The organism is Klebsiella sp. CB_Kp196, assembly GCF_040061575.1.
Lineage (GTDB): Bacteria > Pseudomonadota > Gammaproteobacteria > Enterobacterales > Enterobacteriaceae > Klebsiella > Klebsiella michiganensis.
On sequence record NZ_JBEAFH010000033.1, the window covers coordinates 155,801 to 176,971 of the forward strand.

The window sequence follows — 21,171 nt, forward strand, 5'->3', positions numbered from 1 at the left end:
TTTATGAAACAGCGGATAGGGATATGACTGCGCAGACTCAGAGCTTTCCTTTGGTGATAACCCAGTCGTGGCATCGCTGCAGCAAGTTTATGCAGCGGGAAACCTGGCAGACGCCGCATCAGGCGCAGGGGCTGACGTTTGAATCGATTTGCCGGCGCAAGACCGCGCTGTTGACGATTGGTCAGGCGGCGCTGGAGGATGCCTGGGAGTTTATGGATAACCGCCCCTGCGCGCTGTTCATCCTCGATGAGTCCGCCTGTATTCTTAGCCGCTGCGGCGATCCGCAGACCCTCGACCAGCTGGCGGCGCTGGGATTTCGTGACGGCAGCTACTGTGCGGAAAGCATTATCGGCAGCTGCGCGCTTTCGCTGGCCTCCATGCTCGGGCAGCCGGTCAAAACGACGGGCGAGGAGCATTTTAAACATGCGCTGCACGGATGGTCGTTTAGCTCCACGCCGGTGTTTGATAACCACGGGCGTCTGTTCGGTTCCATTTCCCTGTGCTGCCTGACGGAAGAACAGGCTTCGTCTGACCTCTCCCTGACCCTGGCTATCGCCCGGGAAGTCGGCAACTCGCTGCTCACTGATAGCCTGCTGGCCGAGTCGAATCGCCATCTTAACCAGATGTACGGTCTGCTGGAGAGCATGGATGACGGGGTGATGGCGTGGAACGAGCAGGGGATTTTGCAGTTTCTTAACGTGCAGGCGGCGACGCTGCTGCATCTTGATGCCCAGGCCAGCCAGGGGAAAAATATCAATGAGCTGGTGACGCTGCCGGCCCTGCTGCGTCGGGCCATTAAGCACGCGCGCGGGCTGAACCATGTGGAGGTCACCTTCGAAAGCCAGCATCAGTTTGTCGACGCCGTCATTACGCTCAAGCCAATCGTTGAAGAGCAGGGCAACAGTTTCATTCTGCTGCTGCATCCCGTCGAGCAGATGCGCCAGCTGATGACCAGCCAGCTTGGCAAAGTGAGCCATACCTTTGAACAGATGTCGGCGGACGACCCGGAAACCCGGCGGCTGATTCACTTTGGCCGCCAGGCGGCGCGCGGCACTTTTCCGGTGCTGCTGTGCGGTGAAGAGGGAGTGGGTAAGGAGCTGCTCAGCCAGGCGATTCACAATGAGAGCGAGCGGGGCGGCGGGCCGTATATCGCGGTCAACTGTCAGCTGTATGCCGACAGCGTCCTGGGCCAGGATTTTATGGGCAGCGCGCCGACGGACGATGAAAACGGCCGCCTTAGCCGTCTTGAGCTTGCCAACGGCGGGACGCTGTTTCTGGAAAAAATCGAATACCTGGCGCCGGAGCTGCAGTCCGCGCTGCTGCAGGTGATCAAGCAGGGGGTTTTAACCCGTCTGGATGCCCGCCGCTTGATTCCGGTAGACGTTAAAGTGATCGCCACCACCACCGTCGATCTGGCCAATCTGGTGGAGCAAAACCGCTTTAGCCGCCAGCTTTACTACGCGCTGCACTCCTTTGAAATCGTTATCCCACCGCTGCGCGCACGGCGTAACAGTATTCCTTCGCTGGTGCACAATCGCCTTAAGAGCCTGGAAAAGCGCTTTTCCTCGCGGCTGAAAATGGATGAAGATGCGCTGGCGCAGCTGGTGGCCTACTCCTGGCCGGGCAACGATTTTGAGCTGAACAGCGTGATTGAAAATATCGCCATTAGCAGCGATAACGGCCATATCCGGCTGAGTAATTTGCCGGAATATCTGTTTGCCGAGCGGCCCGGCGCCGACGCGGGCTCCTCGCTGCTGCCCGCCAGCCTGACCTTTAGCGCCATTGAGAAAGAAGCGATTATCCATGCCGCCCGCGTGACCAGCGGGCGTGTGCAGGAGATGGCGCAGCTGCTGAATATTGGCCGCACCACGCTGTGGCGAAAAATGAAACAGTACGATATCGATGCCGGCCAGTTTAAGCGCGGACGTATGGAGTAGTTTCCTGTGGGGAGTAGTACGGAATAGTCGAGCAGAAAAGCACCACGCAAGCGTTTAGCTGCGGTCTGAATCAAAGAAAGGCAACGATCTCTTTGATATCCCGGCGAAGATGGGTCCATAGTGTCATCATGTTCATTACGTGGTTAATTTTAAGGATAAGAGTATGCCAACAGCAATCGATAAAGCCCTGGATTTTATTGGTGGTATGAACACATCGTTGTCGGTGCCGAATACTATGGATGAAAGTACCGCTAAGGGAATTTTGAAGTATTTGCATGAACTAGGCGTACCGGCAAATCCTGCCGACGTCATGGCCCGGGGTGAAAAGGAGGGATGGGATGCCGGGTTCACGGAAAAAGTGGCCGGCTGGGCGGAAAAAATTGCCTCCGGTAACCGGATCGTCATTAAAAACCCGGAATTCTTCACCGTCTATATGCGCGAACAGCTGCAGGCGCTGGTGTAAGCCGCCTGTCGCGAACCTCACGTTAAGCTGCGGCGCCCCGAGGGGGCCGCACAATGCAAAAGGGCCGACGATTTTTCGTCAGCCCTTGCTGTATCTGGTGGCCCCTGCTGGACTTGAACCAGCGACCAAGCGATTATGAGTCGCCTGCTCTAACCACTGAGCTAAGGGGCCGTGGCGAGGGATTATAAAGTAACTGTTCCCCGCAATCCAGCCTAAAAATCACGCCTGCTGTTTTTATAAACAACGCATTTTCAATCCTTTATAATTACCTTTTAGGCATTGAGCTGGGGAAAACATGATTAACGATATTCTGGCGCCGGACCTGCGGGTGGTCTTTTGCGGTATCAATCCGGGGAAGTCTTCCGCCCATACCGGTTTTCATTTCGCCCATCCGGGCAATCGCTTCTGGAAAGTGATTCACCAGGCCGGCTTTACCGACCGTCTTCTGAAACCCGAGGAGGAACTCCAGCTGCTGGATACCCGCTGCGGGATCACGATGCTAGTCGAACGCCCGACGGTGCAGGCCAGCGAGGTTGAGCTGCTGGAGCTCCGCGACGGTGGTCGTGAACTGGTCAGAAAAATGGAAGAGTATCAGCCGCGCGCGCTGGCGATCCTGGGTAAACAGGCCTTCGAGAAAGCGTTTCAGGTGCGCGGCGTAAAATGGGGCAAGCAGCAGGTGACCATTGGGGCGACGGAAGTGTGGGTGCTGCCGAATCCCAGCGGCCTCAACCGGGCGACGCTGGATAAACTGGTGGAGGCCTACCGGGAGCTTGACGAGGCGCTGGCCACGCGAGGGCTTTAATGCATTTCCGACGACAATGGGGTTACGGCTTTCACCCCGGTCATCGGCGGCTGGCTTAAGCCTGCGGCTTTAGTCAGCTTTTTCGCAATCGCTAATATTCCCTTTTTCTATCATGAATAAGAGGGCGTCAAAAGCGAAGTCGAGAAAGGTTTTACGGTCTTTCTCAAGGTGACGTAAAAGACATTCTTCTCTGTACGAGGACTTTTCCACTAGCCCGGTCAGGCAGAGCCAGAACAGCATCATGACGTCTGCGACGGGAGCATTTAATCCAATCTCTTTTTTTTCGGCGGCGTCTGTGATTCGCTTTGCGATAATCTGGTGGATCTGTTCTCCAGTCATTGCGATATTTTTCAACGCCTTATTGTTTTTAGTGATTTTTTCAGAACAGGCGATCTTCCCGGCTATCGCGGAAAAGTAGGCAAGGCTTGTTTCGTGGAGAGCCATCAGCGCATGGCACAGCTCGCGATAAAATTCGCGAAATGAATTTTGCCGATTGGCGATTGGTATGAGCTCCTGATAGAAACGCGCCATTACCTCCAGGATAAGATGATCCAGAATATCCTTTTTATTGTCGAAATAGGTATAAAGCGTGGTTTTACTAAAACCGGCTTCATGTGCGATCTCATCCATGGTGGTACTTTCTATTCCACGGCTTAGAAATAATGTATTAGCGGTGGTTAAAATAACCGTTCTATTAAAATCAGCCAGCTGAATTTTACGCTTGCTATTCATTTCATTTCCCTATGATTTGCCTGCGGTTTTAGGCGTAAATACGCCCCATCAACCAACCAATAGTACAATTGTAAAACTATGAGTCCAGCGGTTTAATGGCACATAAATAAATAATAAGAATAAGACCTGGATATATATTGATGGGTTTTATATTGGGGTTTTAATATTTATTAAATAAATAGTTTCTGCTTAGACATAAAAAAAGCCAGTCATGTGACTGGCTTTTCAGGGGACGCGGCGATAATTAATCGTCGAGGAAGCTACGCAGCACTTCAGAACGGCTCGGATGGCGCAGTTTACGCAGCGCCTTCGCTTCGATCTGACGAATACGTTCGCGGGTTACGTCAAACTGTTTACCCACTTCTTCCAGCGTGTGATCGGTATTCATGTCGATACCAAAGCGCATACGCAGGACTTTCGCTTCACGGGCGGTCAGGCCAGCCAGAACGTCGTGGGTGGCGGCGCGCAGGCTCTCGGTGGTGGCAGAGTCCAGCGGCAGCTCGAGGGTGTTATCCTCGATAAAATCTCCCAGATGCGAATCTTCATCGTCGCCAATCGGCGTTTCCATGGAGATAGGCTCTTTGGCGATTTTCAGCACCTTACGAATTTTGTCTTCCGGCATCAGCATGCGTTCTGCCAGTTCTTCCGGCGTCGGCTCGCGACCCATCTCCTGCAGCATCTGGCGGGAAATACGGTTGAGCTTGTTGATAGTCTCAATCATATGCACCGGAATACGGATGGTGCGCGCCTGGTCTGCGATAGAGCGGGTGATCGCCTGACGGATCCACCAGGTTGCGTAGGTGGAGAACTTGTAGCCGCGGCGGTATTCAAACTTATCAACCGCCTTCATCAGACCGATGTTGCCTTCCTGGATCAGATCGAGGAACTGCAGACCGCGGTTGGTGTATTTCTTGGCGATCGAGATAACCAGACGCAGGTTCGCTTCAACCATCTCTTTCTTCGCACGGCGCGCTTTCGCTTCACCGATGGACATACGACGGTTGATATCTTTTACCTGCTCGATGGTCAGGCCGGTCTCTTGTTCAATCTGCTGCAGTTTCATCAGGCCGCGCTGAACGTCTTCTTTCACGTCAAGCAGCTTCTCTGACCACGGCTTGTTCATGGCGATGGCCGCATTGAACCAGGTTTCGCTGGTTTCGTTGCCGGTGAACAGAGTGATGAAGTTTTTCTTCGGCATTTTGCACTGCTCAACGCACAGCTTCATGATGATACGTTCTTGAGTACGAACGCGATCCATCATGATACGCATGCTGTTAACCAGGTAATCGAACTGCTTCGGTACCAGACGGAACTGTTTGAACACTTCGGACAGCTTGAGGATCTCTTCCTGCGCTGCGGCGTGGCTACGACCTTTCGCTTTGATGGTGTCGCGGGTCAGTTCGTACTGCGTACGCAGCTCGGCGAATTTCTCGCGCGCCAGCTCGGGGTCGATGCTGTTGTCGTCATCGCTGCTGTCGTCGTCTTCTTCTTCATCTTCGTCTTCGTCGTCATCCATCTCTTCCTGAGAGAGTTCAGAACCGACGTGCGTCGCCGTTGGCGCCATATCTTCTTCGGCGTTCGGGTCGACAAAACCGGTGATCAGATCGGACAGACGCGCTTCTTCCGCTTCAACGCGATCGTACTGCTCCAGCAGATAGGTGATCGCTTCAGGGTATTCAGCCACCGAGCACTGAACCTGGTTAATGCCGTCTTCGATACGTTTAGCGATGTCGATTTCGCCTTCGCGCGTCAGCAGTTCGACGGTACCCATTTCACGCATGTACATGCGCACCGGGTCGGTTGTGCGTCCGATTTCAGACTCAACGCTGGAGAGAACCTGCGCCGCAGCTTCTTCCGCATCTTCGTCAGTATTGTTGTTCGTTTCAGCAAGCAAAAGATCATCGGCATCCGGTGCTTCTTCCATCACCTGAATGCCCATGTCGTTGATCATTTGGATGATGTCTTCGATCTGGTCGGAGTCGACGATATCTTCCGGCAGATGGTCATTGACCTCGGCATAGGTCAGATAGCCTTGCTCCTTACCACGTTGGACAAGAAGCTTCAGCTGTGACTGCGGGTTTTGCTCCATAAGACGGTATCCACACTTAATTCGTTTGATTGGTGTAAGCAGGCGAACTGCCAACATTTAAAGCGAGGGCGTACTTATATTATTGCCGCTGCGCCTCGAGCGGCTGTCGGGGTCTTCCCGAACGATATTCGGCACTTAAGCCGTTCAATGCGTTATCTTTCAAGTTGTCTCTGCGTTAGCTACGTTCTCTCATCCTGGTCATGTGCTTGTGCGCACTCCCGGGGATTCGTTCTCTTGCTGCCTTGATACAACTTGAATGAGTTTGTCTTTCGTTTATTTTTTGGCCAGTTCCTGGCTGATGGTCCAGAGTTCCCGGCGCTCTTCACTGCTTAAGCCGTGCGTGCGGTCGCGAGCTATCAACTCTTCTTGCCGCAGCTCCAGCAGTGAATCAAACATATGGTTGAGCGAGTCGGTGAAGGTTTTTTCAGCAATATCCTTATCTGCTATATCGTCCCACATCGACAGTTTTTCAAGGGTTGCGGCCTCATTTGTGCCGCGATACTGCTCTAACAGCAGCCCGGTGGTCAGGCCCGGCTGTGCCAAACAGGTTTTAACCAGTTCGTTGAACAACCCAAGCCCCGGCATTTTACGCGGGTCCAGCCCTTCCAGGGGCGGTACCAGCGGCGCCAGATCCGGGTTTTGTACCAGTAACCCTATCAGTATACGCATGGTCGTGCGTTTTAGCTGCGGAGCAGGGCGCTGGATGCCATTTTCAGACTGTTTTGGCATTAAACGTTCAAGCTGCGCATCATCTAAAATCCCCAGCTTATTGCCTAACTCCTGGCGCAGGTAAATGCGCAGCGTTTCACCCGGCACCTGCGTTATCAGCGGCAGCGCTAAGGTACTCAGCTGCGCGCGGCCGTCCGGGGTGCTCAAATCCACCTGCGGTAGCAGGCTGTTGAACAAAAACGTGGAGAGCGGTTGAGCCTGCTCCATCCGCGCTTCAAATGCGGCTTTCCCTTCTTTGCGCACCAGCGTATCCGGGTCTTCGCCATCCGGCAGAAACATAAAGCGCAGCTGGCGCCCGTCGGTCATATACGGCAGCGCCGTTTCCAGCGCGCGCCAGGCGGCATCGCGGCCGGCCCGGTCGCCGTCGTAGCAGCAAACCACCTGATTGGTGACCCGGAACAACAGCTGAATATGGTCAGCGGTCGTCGACGTCCCCAGCGATGCAACGGCATAGTTAATGCCGAACTGCGCCAGGGCCACCACGTCCATATAACCTTCGACCACCAGCAGGCGGGGCGGTTCAGCGTTATCCTGCTGCGCTTCATAAAGACCGTACAGCTGGCGGCCTTTATGGAAAATATCGGTCTCCGGGGAGTTCAGATACTTCGGCATGGCGTCACCCAGCACGCGACCACCAAAACCAATCACCCGGCCTCGCTTATCGCGGATGGGGAACATCACCCGTTCGCGGAAGCGGTCGTAACTGCGTCCCTGATCGTTAGTGACCAGCATGCCCGCATCAATCAGCGACTGGCGGTTTTCTTGATTACCGCCAAAACGTTTTAAAACGTTGTCCCAACCGGGAGGGGCGTAGCCAATCGCGAAGCGCGTAATCACCTCGCTGCTTAAGCCGCGTTTTTCCAGATACTGGCGCGCGGGGCCGGCGGCGGGTTGCATCAGAGACTGTTGATAAAACGTGTTCAGACCATCCATCAGCTGATAGAGATTTTGCCGCTGATGGCGCTCAATCTGGCTGGGTCCGCTACCTGCTTCATACGGCACGTCTAAATTATGCATGGCAGCCAGCTCTTCGACGGTTTCCACGAACTCGAGCTTGTCGTAGTTCATCAGGAAGTCGATAGCGTTGCCGTGCGCACCGCAGCCGAAGCAGTGGTAAAACTGTTTTTCACCGTTGACGGTGAAAGAGGGGGTTTTTTCGTTATGGAACGGACAGCACGCGTGAAAATTTTTGCCCTGCTTTTTCAGCTTTACCCGGGCATCGATCAGATCGACGATATCGGTGCGCGCCAGCAGGTCATTGATAAATACTCGTGGAATTCGTCCAGCCATATGCCCCGTTTTATACACGTTACCCTTCAAGCTGCCTCTGCGTTGGCTTCGCTCGTTCACCCTGTCACTTACTTCGGTAAGCTCCGGGGACTCACTCCCTTGCCGCCTTGATGCATCTTGAATGATTGAGTGTATATGCTAATGCATAAACGAAAATAAGCCGCGCATTCCTTTCGGAAGCACGGCCTTACAACTACAACTCGGTCTGAATTGAGAGCGTGGCTCCCAACAGATTAGTACAGACGAGTGCGGCGTGCGTTTTCGCGAGCCAGTTTCTTCGCGTGACGTTTCACTGCGGAAGCTTTAGCGCGTTTACGTTCGGTAGTCGGTTTTTCATAGAACTCACGACGACGAACTTCCGCCAGAACACCTGCTTTTTCGCATGAACGTTTGAAGCGACGCAGCGCTACGTCGAACGGCTCGTTTTCACGTACTTTAATTACCGGCATGTAACTCTCACCTTTGATAAATTCGGTTTGCCGCTGGCATCAGCGCCAGCTTATTTCAAAATGGTGCGGAATTTTACTGCAATTGCTGCTGCTTTGTAAAGCACCGACGCGATTTTTGAAAGGGACTTTTATAAGGACAGGGAGTATACACGAAGTGAACGCCAGGGGTGAGGAAAGTTTTATACCCGTCGTCTTTCAGCCCGCAGGAGCGTTGGCTTTTCTCGCTTACCCCAGTCACGTACTTTCCGTACGCTCCGGGGGATGCGCTGCGTCGCCGCCTTCCCGCGACCTGAAATTCTTAGGGTATACATCAACCCGCATTGGTCCTACACTGCGCGGTATTGAAACGAGGTAAAACTAGCCATGCGTGTACTGGGAATTGAAACATCCTGCGATGAAACCGGCATCGCCATTTATGACGACGAAAAAGGTCTGTTAGCCAACCAGCTGTATAGTCAGGTGAAATTGCACGCTGACTACGGCGGCGTGGTGCCCGAGCTGGCCTCGCGCGACCACGTACGTAAAACCGTCCCCCTGATTCAGGCGGCGCTCAAGGAAGCCGGGCTGACGGCAAAGGATATCGATGCCGTTGCGTATACGGCGGGCCCCGGCCTGGTGGGCGCGCTGTTGGTCGGCGCAACGGTTGGCCGTTCGCTGGCGTTCGCCTGGAACGTGCCGGCGATCCCGGTACACCATATGGAAGGGCACCTGCTGGCCCCGATGCTGGAAGATAATCCGCCGCAGTATCCTTTTGTCGCGCTGCTGGTTTCCGGCGGCCATACCCAGCTGATCAGCGTCACCGGCATTGGCCAGTATGAACTGCTGGGCGAATCGATTGACGACGCGGCGGGCGAAGCCTTCGATAAGACAGCGAAACTGCTGGGGCTGGATTATCCCGGCGGCCCGATGCTGTCGAAGATGGCCTCCCAGGGCACCGAAGGGCGCTTTGTCTTCCCGCGCCCGATGACCGACCGCCCCGGGCTGGATTTCAGCTTTTCTGGCCTCAAGACCTTTGCCGCGAACACCATTCGCAGCAACGGCGATGACGATCAAACCCGCGCCGATATCGCCCGCGCTTTCGAAGATGCGGTCGTGGATACGCTGATGATTAAGTGCCGCCGCGCGCTGGATCAAACCGGCTTTAAACGGCTGGTGATGGCGGGGGGCGTCAGCGCGAACCGTACGCTGCGCGCAAAGCTGGCGGAAATGATGAAAAAGCGCGGCGGTGAAGTCTTCTACGCTCGTCCTGAATTCTGTACCGATAACGGCGCGATGATTGCCTATGCGGGGATGGTCCGTCTGCGCTCCGGCGCTAAAGCGGAGCTCGGCGTCACCGTTCGTCCGCGCTGGCCGCTGGCCGAGCTTCCGGCGGCATAACGTCTGATATTTCACAGGCCGACGTCCTGTCGGCCTGCCTTCGCGACTTATTCCATACTCTTACACAGCGAGCAAATCGCCCCCTGGTGCTTGTGCGAATGCATCACGTCAGGACGTTCGTACTCTTCCCGGCAGCTCAGGCAGCGGTAAACGGTGATCGACGCGTTACCCTGCGCATCGTAGCGCGGCTCGGCGATACCATCATCGTGCTGTTTAATGTAATAGCGCCCGCGGGTGGCGATCCCCATGACCGGCGTCATCACGAAAGCCACCGCCAGCGCAATCAGCGGCGAGAACGGCGCCAGCGTTTCGCCCAGCAGGCCGAAGAAGGCGCTAATCGAAAGGCCTGCCGCGAGGGCAAAAGAGACCACGCCTACCGGGTTGACGTTGTAGATCATCCCGCGGCGATACTCCGGCTGCGCCGGCGCCAGCTTCAGCACCCCTTTGTTGACGGTGATGTCGGTGGCGACCACCACCACCCAGGCGATGGCAAAGTTAGAATAGAAGCCGAGGATCCACGCCAGAGCGCTAAACATGTCGCCTTCCATCAGGGCAAGGGCAATCGTCAGGTTGACGATGACGAAAATAATCCGCCCCGGATAACGTTTGGTGGTACGCGTCCAGGCGCTGGTCCACGCCAGCGAGCCGGAATAGGCGTTGGTGACGTTAATTTTAATCTGCGAGATAACCACCAGCACCACCGCGAGGGTGAGCGCCAGCCAGCCGGGAACCAGGTTATCGAAGACGCTGACGAACTGTTGCACCGGTTCGGTGTTGTGCACCGCCGGGAAGCGGGTCAGCAGATAGAAGCCGAGGAAAGCGCCGATAATCTGTTTAATCGCGCCTAATACGACCCAGCCCGGGCCGGCGGAGAACACCGCCAGCCACCAGCTTTTGCTGTTTTCCGCGGTCTTCGGCGGCATAAAGCGCAGATAGTCGATCTGCTCGCCAATCTGCATGATCAGCGACAGGCAGACCCCCGCGCCGAGCATAATGGCGGTTAAATCTACCGTTGAGGCGTTGTTTTTACCGGCGAAGTTCATAAAGCCGTCCACCAGATCCGGGTCTTTGGCGATAAGCCACGCCACCGGAACCACCATCAGGACCAGCCACAGCGGTGTCGTCCAGACCTGAAGGCGAGTCAGCGCCTTCATGCCGTAGACCACCAGCGGCAAGACCATCAGCGTGGCGATGAGGTAGCCCATCCACAGCGGGATCCCCAGGCCCACCAGCAGCCCCTGCGCCATGATCGAGCCTTCAAGCGCGAAGAAGATAAAGGTAAATCCGGCGAAGATAATGCTGGTGATCACCGAACCAAAGTAGCCGAAACCGGCGCTGCGGGTGATCAGGTCGAGGTCGATATTATAGCGCGCGGCGGTAATCGCCAGCGGAATACCGGTAAGAAAAATAACCAGCGCCGCCAGCAGGATCGCGTAAATCGCATTGGTGGTGCCCCAGGCCATGCCGATGCTGGCGCCGATAGAAAAGTCAGCCAGATAGGCGATGCCGCCCAATGCGGTCACCGCGACAACCCCCGGTCCCCAGCGGCGAAAGCTCAGCGGAGCATAGCGAAGGGTATAATCTTCCAGCGTTTCTTTGGAGCCGGAGGCACTGGTTTGCGCAGGTAAATCAGTTTTTATATCCAGTGATGACATAGTCATTCCTTAATGGTTAGGCATGACTGGAATTAGCAAACCTTATGCCACATCGCAGGGCAGGCGCTATCAGGGCTTCATGAAGGGGATGGCTAAAGAGAGGGCAGGGTATGCACCATCCCGACACCTCTGCGCCGGGATGGTGCAGGGGTTACTTGCCGAGCATGCCTTTGTCTTCGATAAAGGCGATGATATTTTGCAGGCCGTCGCCGCTTTTCAGGTTGGTGAAGCTCCACGGGCGTTCGCCGCGCATGCGCAGGGTATCGCGCTCCATCACTTCCAGAGACGCGCCCACGTACGGTGCAAGATCGGTTTTGTTGATCACCAGGAAGTCGGATTTGGTGATCCCCGGTCCGCCTTTGCGCGGGATTTTTTCCCCTTCCGCCACGTCGATGACGTAGATGGTGAGATCCGCCAGCTCCGGGCTGAAGGTGGCGCTCAGATTATCGCCGCCGCTTTCTACAAAGATGAGATCGAGATTGCCGAATTTCTCGCTCAGCGCTTCCACCGCGGCAAGGTTCATCGACGCATCTTCCCGAATAGCGGTATGCGGGCAGCCGCCGGTTTCGACGCCGACAATTCGTTCAGGCTCCAGGGCGCCAGCCTCGGTGAGAATGCGCTGATCTTCTTTGGTGTAGATATCGTTGGTCACCACCGCCAGCTGCCAGGTGTCGCGCATGGCTTTGCAGAGGGCTTCCAGCAGCGCGGTTTTTCCGGAGCCGACCGGGCCGCCGACGCCGACGCGCAGCGGTTGCTTAATCATGTTCATACCTTCTCCTAAGAACGGAATAATCGAGAATACTGGGTTTCGTGCCGGGCGGAAGCGATAGCCGCAAGCGGCGTCGCCGAACCGATGGCGTCGTCCGGGGTCGCCAGGGCGCTGTCCATGTCCGCCGCGTAGCGGTCGCACAGGCGGAGAATCAACTGCTGGGCCGCCTGCTGGCCAAAGGGCACCAGCTTGACGCCCGCCATCACCGCGCTTTCAATCCAGCTATAGCCAAGGCTCAGGGCCAGGTCAGGAATGGCGATTTGCCAGAGTACGCCGAGCCACGCCATGCCGGTTAGCTGACTTTGCTGGCACAGCTTGCGCCACTCGGGCGGGCAGTCCGGCTGCCAGTCGGCCAGCAGCCGGGTGAAGGCCGCGCCGCGGTTGCGCTCTTCATCGCGCAGCTCGCGGGTTTCCCGGCAGGCGAGCAGATAAGCGGTCCAGCGCCGGGCGCAGGCCAGATCGCCCGCTTCGCAGGCCCGGTAGAGGCGGGCAAACAGCGGCAGGTCGACGGTAAAAAAGCTCTGCTCCATTTGGCGCAGCTGCCAGCGCTCAAAGGCGGCGGTATCCGCTACCCAGCCCGCTTCCACCGCCCACTCCAGCCCCTGGGACCAGCTGTAGCCGCCAACCGGGAGGCTGCTGCTGGCAAGCTGCATCAAGCGCAGACGTTTTTCCGGCGTCGGCATTTAGTGGCTGTGCTCACGATCGTGATGGTGGTGGTGATGGCCGTGCGATTCGCTGGCGTAGGCGCCGGCTTCCGGTTCAAACGGCAGATGCGCGAAATCCACGGCCAGGCCAAACTGGCGCAGCATATCGTCCAGGACGTGATCGTGATGATAGCGCAGCTCGCCGGGCATAATCTGTAGCGGCACGTGGCGATTGCCAAGGTGATAGCAGGCCTTCGCCAGCATAAAGGGGTCATCGCAGCGTACGACCGAAACGGCTTCATCAGCGGCGATCACTTCAATGAATTCGCTACCGTTTTCGTTACTGAGAATGTCGCCGCCGCGCAGCAGCAGACCGCGCGGCAGCAGCAGGCCCGCCTGACGGCCATCGTTAAGCGTGACTTTAATGCGGCTTTTTACCCGCACGTCAATCGGCAGGGTAACGCTGGCCGTGGCCTGCGCCGGGGTCTCCACCCGTTGGGTCAAATAAAGCATTTGCGCTCCTTAAAACAGGAAATAACGTTGCGCCATCGGTAACACGTCCGCCGGTTCGCTGGTTATCAGTTCGCCGTCGATGCGCACCTCGTAGGTTTGCGAATCCACGGTAATAGTGGGCAGCAGGCCGTTGTGGTGCATATCGCCTTTTTGTACCGTGCGGCAGCCTTTAACCACCGCCGTCGCGCTGCGCAGGTTCAGCCGTTCAGCGACGCCGTTTTCCGCCGCCGCCTGCGACAGAAAGGTCAAACGGCAGCGGTGGCGAGCGCTGCCCAGCGCGCCGAACATCGGGCGATAGTGCACCGGCTGCGGCGTCGGGATAGAGGCGTTGATGTCGCCCATCGGCGCCATCGCGATCATACCGCCTTTGACGATCGTCGCCGGCTTCACGCCGAAGAACGCCGGGGACCACAGCACCAGATCCGCCAGTTTCCCCACTTCAATCGAACCGACTTCATGGGCGATACCGTGGGTTAACGCCGGATTAATGGTGTATTTGGCGATATAGCGCTTCACGCGGAAGTTGTCGTTATCGCCGCTCTCTTCCGCCAGCGGGCCGCGCTGGACCTTCATCCGGTGCGCCACCTGCCAGGTGCGCAACACCACTTCGCCGACGCGCCCCATCGCCTGTGAATCAGACGAGGTGAGGGAGAAGGCGCCCAGATCGTGCAGGACGTCTTCCGCGGCAATGGTTTCCCGCCGAATGCGCGATTCGGCAAACGCCACGTCCTCGGCGATATCCGGGTCGAGATGATGGCAAACCATCAGCATATCCAGATGTTCGTCAATGGTGTTGACGGTATAGGGCAGCGTCGGGTTGGTTGACGAGGGCAGAATATTGGGGTGCGCGCAGGCGGTAATAATATCCGGCGCATGGCCGCCGCCCGCCCCTTCGGTATGGAAAGTATGGATAGTGCGCCCGCCGATGGCCGCCAGGGTATCCTCAACGAATCCGGACTCATTGAGGGTGTCGCTGTGCAGCGCGACCTGCACGTCCATTTCGTCGGCCACCGTCAGCGCGCAGTCGATTGCCGCCGGGGTCGCGCCCCAGTCTTCGTGAATTTTCAGGCCGATAACCCCGGCCGCGACCTGCTCACGCAGCGCATCCGGATTCGAACCATTGCCTTTACCCAGCAGGCCAATATTGACCGGCAGGCTGTCCGCGGCCTGCAGCATCCGCGAGATGTACCACGGCCCGGGCGTGCAGGTCGTGGCGTTGGTGCCCGCCGCCGGGCCGGTCCCGCCGCCGATCATGGTGGTGACGCCGGAGACCAGCGCCTCTTCCGCCTGCTGCGGACAGATCCAGTGAATATGCGTATCGACGCCGCCGGCGGTGACGATCTTGCCTTCCGCCGCAATAATTTCCGTGGCCGCGCCGATCGGGATCGTGACGTTGGGCTGAATATCCGGGTTACCGGCTTTGCCGATCGCGAAGATCCGCCCGTCTTTGACGCCGATGTCGGCTTTGACGATCCCCCAGTAATCGACGATCAGGGCATTTGTCAGCACCAGATCCACACATCCGGCGGAAAGCATCTGTCCCTGGCCCATACCGTCGCGGATCACTTTGCCACCGCCGAATTTGACCTCTTCGCCGTAGGTGGTCAAATCATCTTCGACCTCGATCCACAGCTCGGTGTCCGCCAGGCGAACTTTATCGCCGGTGGTGGGGCCGAACATGTCGGCATAGGCCTGACGTGAAATGTCACTCATCGTTTGCCTCCAGCGCGCCCATAACGTCTCCGCGGAAACCGTACACCGCGCGGGTTCCGGCCAGCGCCACCAGCTCCACCTCGCGCTTTTGGCCAGGTTCGAAGCGCACTGCGGTGCCGGCGGCGATATTCAGGCGATAGCCGGTCGCCTGCTGGCGATCGAACTTCAGCGCCGGGTTGACCTCGGCGAAGTGGTAATGCGAGCCGACCTGAATCGGCCGGTCGCCGTGATTTTCAACGATAATGCAGCAGGTGGCGCGGCCGACGTTAATCGCTATCTGGCCGGGTTTTACCTGATATTCTCCTGGGATCATCGCGCTACCTCAGATTATCGGGTTATGGACGGTAACCAGCTTCGAGCCGTCCGGGAAGGTGGCTTCGACCTGGATATCGGGGATCATTTCCGGCACGCCTTCCATGACCTGGTCGCGGCTCAGGACGTGGCGTCCTTCTTCCATCAGCGCCGCGACGCTTCTGCCGTCGCGCGCGCCTTCCATAATAAAGGCGCTAATCAGGGCCACGGATTCGGGATAGTTGAGCTTCAGACCGCGGGCCAGGCGACGCTCCGCCACCAGCGCGGCGGTAAACAGCAACAGCTTGTCTTTTTCTCTGGGTGTCAGTTCCATAGCGTTCTCTTAAGTCAGCCAGATTCGGGGGAGTACCGGAGATTTGCCGGTCAGGTGCGGGCGCATAAATTGCCAGATATCGCGCATCGCCCGCTGGCAAAGCAGATTATCGTCACTTAGAAAGCGTACCGTCAGCAGACCGTCGGTGAGCGTCGCGCCGGCGTAGTTTGCCAGCGGCGTAAGTTTTTCGCGTACGCCTTCGAGCAGCGTTTCGTTCGCCGGGTAGAACAGCATCGTTCCCACCCACGGCTGCTGCGCGACGCAGGCCAGCTGTCCATCGGCCAGGCTCAGGCGCTCAATCAGCAGCGGAGAGCCGCCGACCCACACCTCCAGGCGATTGGCGAGCGCGCCGTGGCTAAAGGCTTCGCCGATGACCGGCCGGCCAAGGCACAGCAGGTCCCACGCCAGCAGCGTGCTGGAGGCGGCGAGATGAAAGGCGGTAGACAAAGCGGCGTTGGCGCCGGGAAAGAAGATCGCGTCCTGCGGCAGCCACTCGAGCGTTGAGTTTTCGGCCAGCGTCAGGGTTTGCTGAAGACGCGCCTGCGCGCCGCTGCTGCGATAGAACTTGCTGGCGCCGGGCATGGTGATCAGCGTGTGGCACCCGGGATCCATCGTCGCGCTAATGGTGAGCTCATCGCCGCCGACGATACCGCCGGGCGGATGAAGCAGATAGAGGTGACAGGTCTCTTCTTCGGGATAAAACGGGCGCTGAACGGTGAGGGGACCGACATGACGACGGGAGGCGAGCGTGGTTTTCCCGCCGAGAAATTGAAACTGGAGGTCCAGCGAGGCCTGCCAGCCTTTTTTATTCTGTGGTAACACGGTGCCGTGCAATGTCGCGCCCCTGCAAAATCAAGATAAAACAGCAGCGAAGAGTATTGATCGGGGGCCAATCATCCCGGTCATATGAAAAGCTTATGCCCGTCATGCTTCGAGCCGCGGCCGCGTTGGTTCACCTTAATCACCTGGGGCTTACTTGCCGCGAAGTTGCGGCGCAGCAAAGGTTATTTCTGCTCCGGCGTTTTTTTCTTCTTTTTGAGCCGGGTCCAGATGCGGGTTTCCTGACGACGCCACAGACGCTGTATGTTGTCGTGATGGCGCAGCAGAATCAGGCATGACAGCATCGAAACCGGGAAAGTGTACTGCGGTTTGAACCACCAGACATAGAACGGCGCAATCAGCGCGCTCACGATAGCCCCCAGCGAGGAGTAGCCGCTGAGCAGAATCGTCAGCAGCCAGGTTCCGGCCATCACGCCGGTGAGATCCCAGCCGATAGGAGCAATGGCGCCGAAAGCGGTGGCCACGCCTTTACCGCCGCGAAAGTTAAAAAATACCGGCCAGATATGGCCCACGCAGGCGGCGATCGCCACCAGACCGAGCCAGAACGGCGTCAGGCCTAACGCCCACGCGCCCCAGACCGGCAGCATGCCTTTCAGTACGTCAAAAATAAGCACCGCTACGGCTGCGCCCTTGCCGCCAATTCGCAGGACGTTCGTCGCCCCTGGATTGCCGGAGCCGCTGTCGCGAGGGTCGGGAAGGCCAGCGAGGCGGCAAACGAGAATGGCGCTGGAGATTGAGCCGCAGAGGTAGGCGAGGATAACCAGTCCAGGCGCGATTGCACTCATCAGCTGTTCCATTTTGAAAGTGTCGTTTTATCCCCTGCGCACTGCGCGTTTTCCGCGCATTGGCTCGCCGGGACCCATAGCCACGCTATGCTCCTGGAGCCTTGCCGCGTCGCTGTCTTTCTGCAACGCAAATTATTTAGGGGATGTCTTTGCATCTGTGGATAATACGCATAATTGGCCGGAAGTGGTATCCGGTTTAGCCAAAAAGCAGGCAGGTCGTGATGGATATTGTATTTATAGAGCAACTTTCGGTAATCACCACAATTGGTGTTTACGACTGGGAACAGACCATCGAACAGAAGCTGGTGTTCGATATCGAAATGGCGTGGGATAACCGCAAAGCGGCGGTCAGCGATGATGTCAGCGATTGTCTCAGCTATGCTGATATCAGCGAGCTGGTAATCAGCCACGTCGAAGGCGGGCGTTTTGCGCTGGTGGAACGCGTGGCGGAAGAAATTGCCGACCTGCTGCTGGAAAAGTTTCAATCTCCATGGGTACGTATTAAAGTCAGCAAACCTGGGGCGGTAGCCCGGGCGGCTAACGTCGGCGTCATTATTGAACGTGGCCTTAATCTGAAACAAAACTTTTCAGGTCATACTCGTTAAACAAATTGCGTTTATACCGGTCATAGAATCCGGCCATCAGGCTATTTTCTTTGCCGTTTTGCCCTGTGACAGCGCTCGAAATCCTTGCGTACAACCTGTACGCTCACTTTTCTGCGCGCTGTCTGTGGCCAAATAAGCACGCCTGATAGCTCGGTTCTTCGTTCCTGGTTTTTTTCATTTTACTTTTTAAAGGGTTTAATTGGATGAGCGATATACACTCGCTGCTGATAGCGGCAATATTGGGTGTGGTTGAGGGTTTGACAGAATTTTTACCTGTCTCCAGTACTGGTCATATGATTATTGTCGGTCATCTGCTGGGTTTTGAAGGCGATACCGCGAATACGTTTGAAGTCGTCATTCAGCTTGGTTCCATTCTGGCCGTTGTGGTGATGTTCTGGCGCCGCCTGTTTGGTCTTATCGGCATTCATTTTGGCAAAAAACCCGAACATGAAGGCCAGGGCAGCGGTCGCCTGTCGCTTATCCATATTCTTTTGGGGATGATCCCGGCGGTGGTGCTGGGGCTGATTTTCCACGATACCATCAAGTCGCTGTTTAACCCGATAAACGTGATGTATGCGCTGATTGTGGGCGGCGTGCTGCTGATCGCGGCGGAGGTGCTGAAGCCGAAACAGCCGCGCGCGGTGGGCATTGATGATATGACCTATCGTCAGGCGTTCGTCATCGGCTGCTTCCAGTGTCTGGCGCTGTGGCCGGGCTTCTCGCGTTCCGGGGCGACGATTTCCGGCGGGATGCTGATGGGCGTCAGCCGCTATGCGGCCTCTGAGTTCTCGTTCCTGCTGGCGGTGCCGATGATGATGGGCGCAACCGTACTGGATATGTACAAGAGCATTGGCTTCCTGAACGCCGGCGATATTCCGATGTTTGCCGTCGGTTTTATCACGGCGTTTATCGTCGCGCTGATTGCGATTAAAACCTTCCTGCAGCTGATTAAACGTATTTCGTTTATCCCGTTCGCCATCTACCGTTTTATCGTTGCGGCAGCGGTCTACGTGGTCTTCTTCTAAGCGCCCGCCCTCAGTCCCGCGGCTGAGGGCAACGCTTTTCTTTCCAGCGGGCGACGGCCTGAATCCGCCGACGCGTCAGCTCTTCACGAATTTCAACGCCCTGAAAACCTTCCGTCACCACCTCTTTAGTTGAAACCGACCGGGCAACGTCCCAGGCTTCCAGCAGCAGGCGACCCTGCGGATAATCGCAGGCTTCAAAGCCGGTGCGCCCGCGCACGTCGGCCTCGCTGGTTAACGCGATTTGCCTGACACGATGCGGCTTGCGCCAGGCGTCGATATTATCGAACAGCTTGACCAGCGTTTTCGGCTGCAGGATGGGCAGGGTATGAATCAGATCGTGAAATTCGGCGACCAGTTTTGCCAGGTCGCGCAGCTCGTTTGGCACCCGCAAACGGGCGCAGAGCTGCTCGACCAGCTTAACGCCAGCCGGACCGTGACCATGATGGCGCGGCCAGAGCGCTTTCGGCGTCAGCCCTTTCCCGAGGTCGTGGCATAGGGTGGCAAAACGGACATCCACTTCGGGCGAGAGCATCGCCGCCATGGTGACGGTCATCAGCGTATGCAGGCCAGTGTCGATTTCCGGGTGCCATTTAGCCGGGGCCGGTACGCCATAAAGAGCGTCGACTTCCGGGAACAGCACCTTGAGCGCGCGGCAGTCGCGTAATGTCTGGAAGAAGACCTGCGGATTGCGGGTAGAGAGGGCGCTTTCCGTCTCTTTCCATACCCGCTCAGGCGTGAGGTGCGCCAGTTCGCCGGCCTCGGCCATCGCGCGCATCAGCGCCATGGTTTCATCGGCGATGCGGAACCCCAGATGCGCATAGCGGGCGGCAAAACGCGCCACGCGCAGGACGCGTAGCGGGTCCTCGCTAAAGGCGGGCGAGACGTGACGCAGCAGGCGCTGGCGTAAATCAGCCTGGCCGCCGTAGGGATCGATAATCTGGCCGTCGACGTCCTGGGCCAGCGCGTTGATCGTCAGATCGCGGCGCAGCAGGTCTTGCTCAAGGGTGACGTCAGCGGCGGCATAGCAGGTAAAGCCGGTGTAGCCGGAGCCGGACTTGCGCTCGGTGCGCGCCAGCGCATACTCTTCGCGGCTTTGCGGATGCAGGAACACGGGAAAATCACGGCCTACCTGCTGGTAGCCCGCGTCGAGAAGTTGCTGAGGCGTGGCGCCAACCACGACCCAATCTTTGTCTTTAACCGGTAGCCTTAATAACGCATCTCGTACTGCACCACCGACCAGATAAACCTTCACGCCTCACTCTCCCGTCTTTATTTTCTTACGATGATACGTAAGTCTGGCAGAGAAGACGAATTAGTTCATCCAGCGGTCTTTGCGTTTGCGGCTCGGTACCAGGTGCGGCAACACCAGTCCGAGGATCAGGCCGACGCCCAGCACGCCGCCGCCGTACATAAACCACTGCATGATAATGGTGCGCTGTTTGTCATCAAGCTGCAGATTTGCGGCGTTTACCTTTTTCTGCGCGACAACCAGCTCATTTTTCAGCTTTTGGTTCTCTTCTTTCAGACCGTTTATCACGGCGTCGCTACCGGCGACTTTCTTCTGCATGTCCGCCGTGCGCTGATTCCAGGTGGTGTCGATGTTGTTGAGTTTGTCGGTCAGGGTTTTGACCTGGTTTTCCAGATCCGGCACGCGGGTGCGCAGGCTGGGCTCGTTGCTCAGCTCTTTCAAGGGGATCCAGGCGGTACGGCCGCTGTTGTCGCGTACCTGAGCGTAGTTCGTGCTGTCGTTGGTTTGCAGCACCGCGACTTCTTCACCGGCGTTGATGGTGCCCACGAGACGATAGTTATCGCCCGGACCGCTGCGCACCCAGGTATTCAGTTCATCTGAAACGTAACGTTTTTCTTCCGCGTGAACCGCCGTGGCGGCGCTCAGCGCCAGCAAAGTCAATGTAATAAGGCGTAATTTTGGCATCAGGTCATCGTTTGGTCATAAAAAGTTGAACGATAGTAGTGGCATCGCCGAAGCGACGCAAAGTTTTCCGCCACAATCGGAATCATCCAGGAGGTGGCCCGGCAAAATGCGCATTGCATGGCGATTCGCCGCAAAATACTATTTACTGACAAGAAATATCGTTGTTAGTTCGCCGCAATTTCCCGGCACAGCATAT

General features: G+C 57.0%; 21 protein-coding genes, 1 tRNA gene and 1 pseudogene. 7 read left to right on the top strand and 16 right to left on the bottom strand.

From position 1 onward, the window contains the following. Positions 1 to 23: 23 nt before the first annotated feature. Together dhaR and ABLU87_RS07505 are read left to right on the top strand one after the other, a co-directional pair. Entirely contained in the window at positions 24 to 1,937 is a 1,914-nt protein-coding gene (dhaR, locus tag ABLU87_RS07500; protein WP_102803260.1) for a dihydroxyacetone kinase operon transcriptional regulator DhaR, read from the top strand. 139 nt (positions 1,938 to 2,076) lie between these two features. Continuing rightward, complete coding sequence (locus tag ABLU87_RS07505) at positions 2,077 to 2,400, top strand: DUF1889 family protein (protein WP_071532228.1); 324 nt, start codon at positions 2,077 to 2,079, stop codon at positions 2,398 to 2,400. A 95-nt stretch (positions 2,401 to 2,495) separates the two neighbouring features. Here the strand turns inward: ABLU87_RS07505 and ABLU87_RS07510 are convergent. Continuing rightward, a tRNA-Ile gene (locus ABLU87_RS07510) sits at positions 2,496 to 2,571 on the bottom strand. Between the two features lie 124 nt (positions 2,572 to 2,695). On the opposite strand from ABLU87_RS07510, the gene mug reads away from it, so the two are divergent. Continuing rightward, positions 2,696 to 3,202 (top strand): G/U mismatch-specific DNA glycosylase, encoded by a 507-nt coding sequence (gene mug, locus ABLU87_RS07515; RefSeq protein ID WP_009651862.1) that lies wholly within the window; start codon positions 2,696 to 2,698, stop codon positions 3,200 to 3,202. A gap of 69 nt (positions 3,203 to 3,271) precedes the next feature. On the opposite strand, the gene ABLU87_RS07520 is transcribed toward mug, so the two are convergent. The 4 genes from ABLU87_RS07520 to rpsU form a co-directional block, all read right to left on the bottom strand. Next, a complete protein-coding gene (locus ABLU87_RS07520) occupies positions 3,272 to 3,934 on the bottom strand; it encodes a TetR/AcrR family transcriptional regulator (protein ID WP_025105906.1) in 663 nt (220 codons plus the stop codon). Between the two features lie 244 nt (positions 3,935 to 4,178). Beyond that, positions 4,179 to 6,023 carry an RNA polymerase sigma factor RpoD gene (rpoD, locus tag ABLU87_RS07525; RefSeq protein ID WP_004105908.1) on the bottom strand — a complete coding sequence of 615 codons (1,845 nt, stop codon included), beginning with the start codon at positions 6,021 to 6,023 and terminating at the stop codon, positions 4,179 to 4,181. A gap of 273 nt (positions 6,024 to 6,296) precedes the next feature. Next, entirely contained in the window at positions 6,297 to 8,042 is a 1,746-nt protein-coding gene (gene dnaG, locus ABLU87_RS07530) for a DNA primase (protein ID WP_014226898.1), read from the bottom strand. Between the two features lie 233 nt (positions 8,043 to 8,275). Further along, positions 8,276 to 8,491, bottom strand: a complete 216-nt coding sequence (gene rpsU / locus ABLU87_RS07535; RefSeq protein WP_001144069.1) for a 30S ribosomal protein S21 — start codon at positions 8,489 to 8,491, stop codon at positions 8,276 to 8,278. A gap of 363 nt (positions 8,492 to 8,854) precedes the next feature. Between rpsU and tsaD the strand changes: the two genes are divergently transcribed. Next, positions 8,855 to 9,868: a tRNA (adenosine(37)-N6)-threonylcarbamoyltransferase complex transferase subunit TsaD gene (gene tsaD, locus ABLU87_RS07540; RefSeq protein ID WP_025105907.1), complete on the top strand. Its 1,014-nt coding sequence runs from the start codon at positions 8,855 to 8,857 to the stop codon at positions 9,866 to 9,868. Between the two features lie 47 nt (positions 9,869 to 9,915). Here tsaD and ABLU87_RS07545 read toward each other — a convergent pair whose 3' ends face one another. The 8 genes from ABLU87_RS07545 to ABLU87_RS07580 form a co-directional block, all read right to left on the bottom strand. After that, entirely contained in the window at positions 9,916 to 11,523 is a 1,608-nt protein-coding gene (locus tag ABLU87_RS07545) for a cytosine permease (RefSeq protein WP_025105908.1), read from the bottom strand. A 151-nt stretch (positions 11,524 to 11,674) separates the two neighbouring features. Further along, a complete protein-coding gene (ureG, locus tag ABLU87_RS07550) occupies positions 11,675 to 12,292 on the bottom strand; it encodes an urease accessory protein UreG (protein ID WP_004105899.1) in 618 nt (205 codons plus the stop codon). A gap of 8 nt (positions 12,293 to 12,300) precedes the next feature. Next, positions 12,301 to 12,975, bottom strand: a complete 675-nt coding sequence (locus tag ABLU87_RS07555) for an urease accessory protein UreF (RefSeq protein WP_122117491.1) — start codon at positions 12,973 to 12,975, stop codon at positions 12,301 to 12,303. Further along, a complete protein-coding gene (gene ureE / locus ABLU87_RS07560) occupies positions 12,976 to 13,449 on the bottom strand; it encodes an urease accessory protein UreE (protein WP_032692886.1) in 474 nt (157 codons plus the stop codon). A 9-nt stretch (positions 13,450 to 13,458) separates the two neighbouring features. Further along, positions 13,459 to 15,162: an urease subunit alpha gene (gene ureC, locus ABLU87_RS07565; RefSeq protein ID WP_122117492.1), complete on the bottom strand. Its 1,704-nt coding sequence runs from the start codon at positions 15,160 to 15,162 to the stop codon at positions 13,459 to 13,461. Then, positions 15,155 to 15,475 carry an urease subunit beta gene (locus ABLU87_RS07570; RefSeq protein ID WP_014226892.1) on the bottom strand — a complete coding sequence of 107 codons (321 nt, stop codon included), beginning with the start codon at positions 15,473 to 15,475 and terminating at the stop codon, positions 15,155 to 15,157. Before ABLU87_RS07570 ends, ureC begins: the two co-directional genes overlap by 8 nt. Positions 15,476 to 15,484: 9 nt before the next feature. Then, positions 15,485 to 15,787, bottom strand: a complete 303-nt coding sequence (locus ABLU87_RS07575; RefSeq protein ID WP_025105909.1) for an urease subunit gamma — start codon at positions 15,785 to 15,787, stop codon at positions 15,485 to 15,487. A gap of 9 nt (positions 15,788 to 15,796) precedes the next feature. Next, complete coding sequence (locus ABLU87_RS07580; RefSeq protein WP_048260458.1) at positions 15,797 to 16,621, bottom strand: urease accessory protein UreD; 825 nt, start codon at positions 16,619 to 16,621, stop codon at positions 15,797 to 15,799. Between ABLU87_RS07580 and ABLU87_RS07585 the strand changes: the two are divergent. Further along, positions 16,611 to 16,694, top strand: a pseudogene (locus tag ABLU87_RS07585) (short-chain dehydrogenase); the annotation flags it as partial. The gene ABLU87_RS07580 and the pseudogene ABLU87_RS07585 overlap by 11 nt on opposite strands. Positions 16,695 to 16,791: 97 nt before the next feature. Here the strand turns inward: ABLU87_RS07585 and plsY are convergent. Continuing rightward, positions 16,792 to 17,412 (bottom strand): glycerol-3-phosphate 1-O-acyltransferase PlsY, encoded by a 621-nt coding sequence (gene plsY, locus ABLU87_RS07590; protein ID WP_004854283.1) that lies wholly within the window; start codon positions 17,410 to 17,412, stop codon positions 16,792 to 16,794. Between the two features lie 221 nt (positions 17,413 to 17,633). Here plsY and folB point away from each other — a divergent pair, with 221 nt between their 5' ends. Continuing rightward, the gene (gene folB / locus ABLU87_RS07595; protein ID WP_049082839.1) at positions 17,634 to 18,017 is read left to right on the top strand and encodes a bifunctional dihydroneopterin aldolase/7,8-dihydroneopterin epimerase; all 384 of its coding nucleotides are present in this window, start codon (positions 17,634 to 17,636) and stop codon (positions 18,015 to 18,017) included. A 203-nt stretch (positions 18,018 to 18,220) separates the two neighbouring features. Then, positions 18,221 to 19,042, top strand: coding sequence for an undecaprenyl-diphosphate phosphatase (gene bacA, locus ABLU87_RS07600; protein ID WP_004854277.1), 822 nt, complete (start codon positions 18,221 to 18,223; stop codon positions 19,040 to 19,042). Positions 19,043 to 19,052: 10 nt separating this feature from the next. On the opposite strand, the gene ABLU87_RS07605 is transcribed toward bacA, so the two are convergent. Both ABLU87_RS07605 and ABLU87_RS07610 read right to left on the bottom strand, forming a co-directional pair. After that, positions 19,053 to 20,294 (bottom strand): multifunctional CCA addition/repair protein, encoded by a 1,242-nt coding sequence (locus ABLU87_RS07605; RefSeq protein ID WP_122117493.1) that lies wholly within the window; start codon positions 20,292 to 20,294, stop codon positions 19,053 to 19,055. A 60-nt stretch (positions 20,295 to 20,354) separates the two neighbouring features. Continuing rightward, complete coding sequence (locus tag ABLU87_RS07610; protein ID WP_014226886.1) at positions 20,355 to 20,975, bottom strand: TIGR04211 family SH3 domain-containing protein; 621 nt, start codon at positions 20,973 to 20,975, stop codon at positions 20,355 to 20,357. Positions 20,976 to 21,171 lie beyond the last annotated feature (196 nt).

What these genes read in the sequence shown, in the direction of transcription:
- dhaR (WP_102803260.1), top strand. Translation starts at nt 24, where the DNA reads ATGACTGCGCAGACTCAGAGCTTTCCTTTGGTGATAACCCAGTCGTGG.
- mug (WP_009651862.1), top strand. Translation starts at nt 2,696, where the DNA reads ATGATTAACGATATTCTGGCGCCGGACCTGCGGGTGGTCTTTTGCGGT.
- ABLU87_RS07520 (WP_025105906.1), bottom strand. Translation starts at nt 3,934, where the DNA reads ATGAATAGCAAGCGTAAAATTCAGCTGGCTGATTTTAATAGAACGGTT.
- rpoD (WP_004105908.1), bottom strand. Translation starts at nt 6,023, where the DNA reads ATGGAGCAAAACCCGCAGTCACAGCTGAAGCTTCTTGTCCAACGTGGT.
- dnaG (WP_014226898.1), bottom strand. Translation starts at nt 8,042, where the DNA reads ATGGCTGGACGAATTCCACGAGTATTTATCAATGACCTGCTGGCGCGC.
- rpsU (WP_001144069.1), bottom strand. Translation starts at nt 8,491, where the DNA reads ATGCCGGTAATTAAAGTACGTGAAAACGAGCCGTTCGACGTAGCGCTG.
- tsaD (WP_025105907.1), top strand. Translation starts at nt 8,855, where the DNA reads ATGCGTGTACTGGGAATTGAAACATCCTGCGATGAAACCGGCATCGCC.
- ABLU87_RS07545 (WP_025105908.1), bottom strand. Translation starts at nt 11,523, where the DNA reads ATGTCATCACTGGATATAAAAACTGATTTACCTGCGCAAACCAGTGCC.
- ureG (WP_004105899.1), bottom strand. Translation starts at nt 12,292, where the DNA reads ATGAACATGATTAAGCAACCGCTGCGCGTCGGCGTCGGCGGCCCGGTC.
- ABLU87_RS07555 (WP_122117491.1), bottom strand. Translation starts at nt 12,975, where the DNA reads ATGCCGACGCCGGAAAAACGTCTGCGCTTGATGCAGCTTGCCAGCAGC.
- ureE (WP_032692886.1), bottom strand. Translation starts at nt 13,449, where the DNA reads ATGCTTTATTTGACCCAACGGGTGGAGACCCCGGCGCAGGCCACGGCC.
- ureC (WP_122117492.1), bottom strand. Translation starts at nt 15,162, where the DNA reads ATGAGTGACATTTCACGTCAGGCCTATGCCGACATGTTCGGCCCCACC.
- ABLU87_RS07570 (WP_014226892.1), bottom strand. Translation starts at nt 15,475, where the DNA reads ATGATCCCAGGAGAATATCAGGTAAAACCCGGCCAGATAGCGATTAAC.
- ABLU87_RS07575 (WP_025105909.1), bottom strand. Translation starts at nt 15,787, where the DNA reads ATGGAACTGACACCCAGAGAAAAAGACAAGCTGTTGCTGTTTACCGCC.
- plsY (WP_004854283.1), bottom strand. Translation starts at nt 17,412, where the DNA reads ATGAGTGCAATCGCGCCTGGACTGGTTATCCTCGCCTACCTCTGCGGC.
- folB (WP_049082839.1), top strand. Translation starts at nt 17,634, where the DNA reads ATGGATATTGTATTTATAGAGCAACTTTCGGTAATCACCACAATTGGT.
- bacA (WP_004854277.1), top strand. Translation starts at nt 18,221, where the DNA reads ATGAGCGATATACACTCGCTGCTGATAGCGGCAATATTGGGTGTGGTT.
- ABLU87_RS07610 (WP_014226886.1), bottom strand. Translation starts at nt 20,975, where the DNA reads ATGCCAAAATTACGCCTTATTACATTGACTTTGCTGGCGCTGAGCGCC.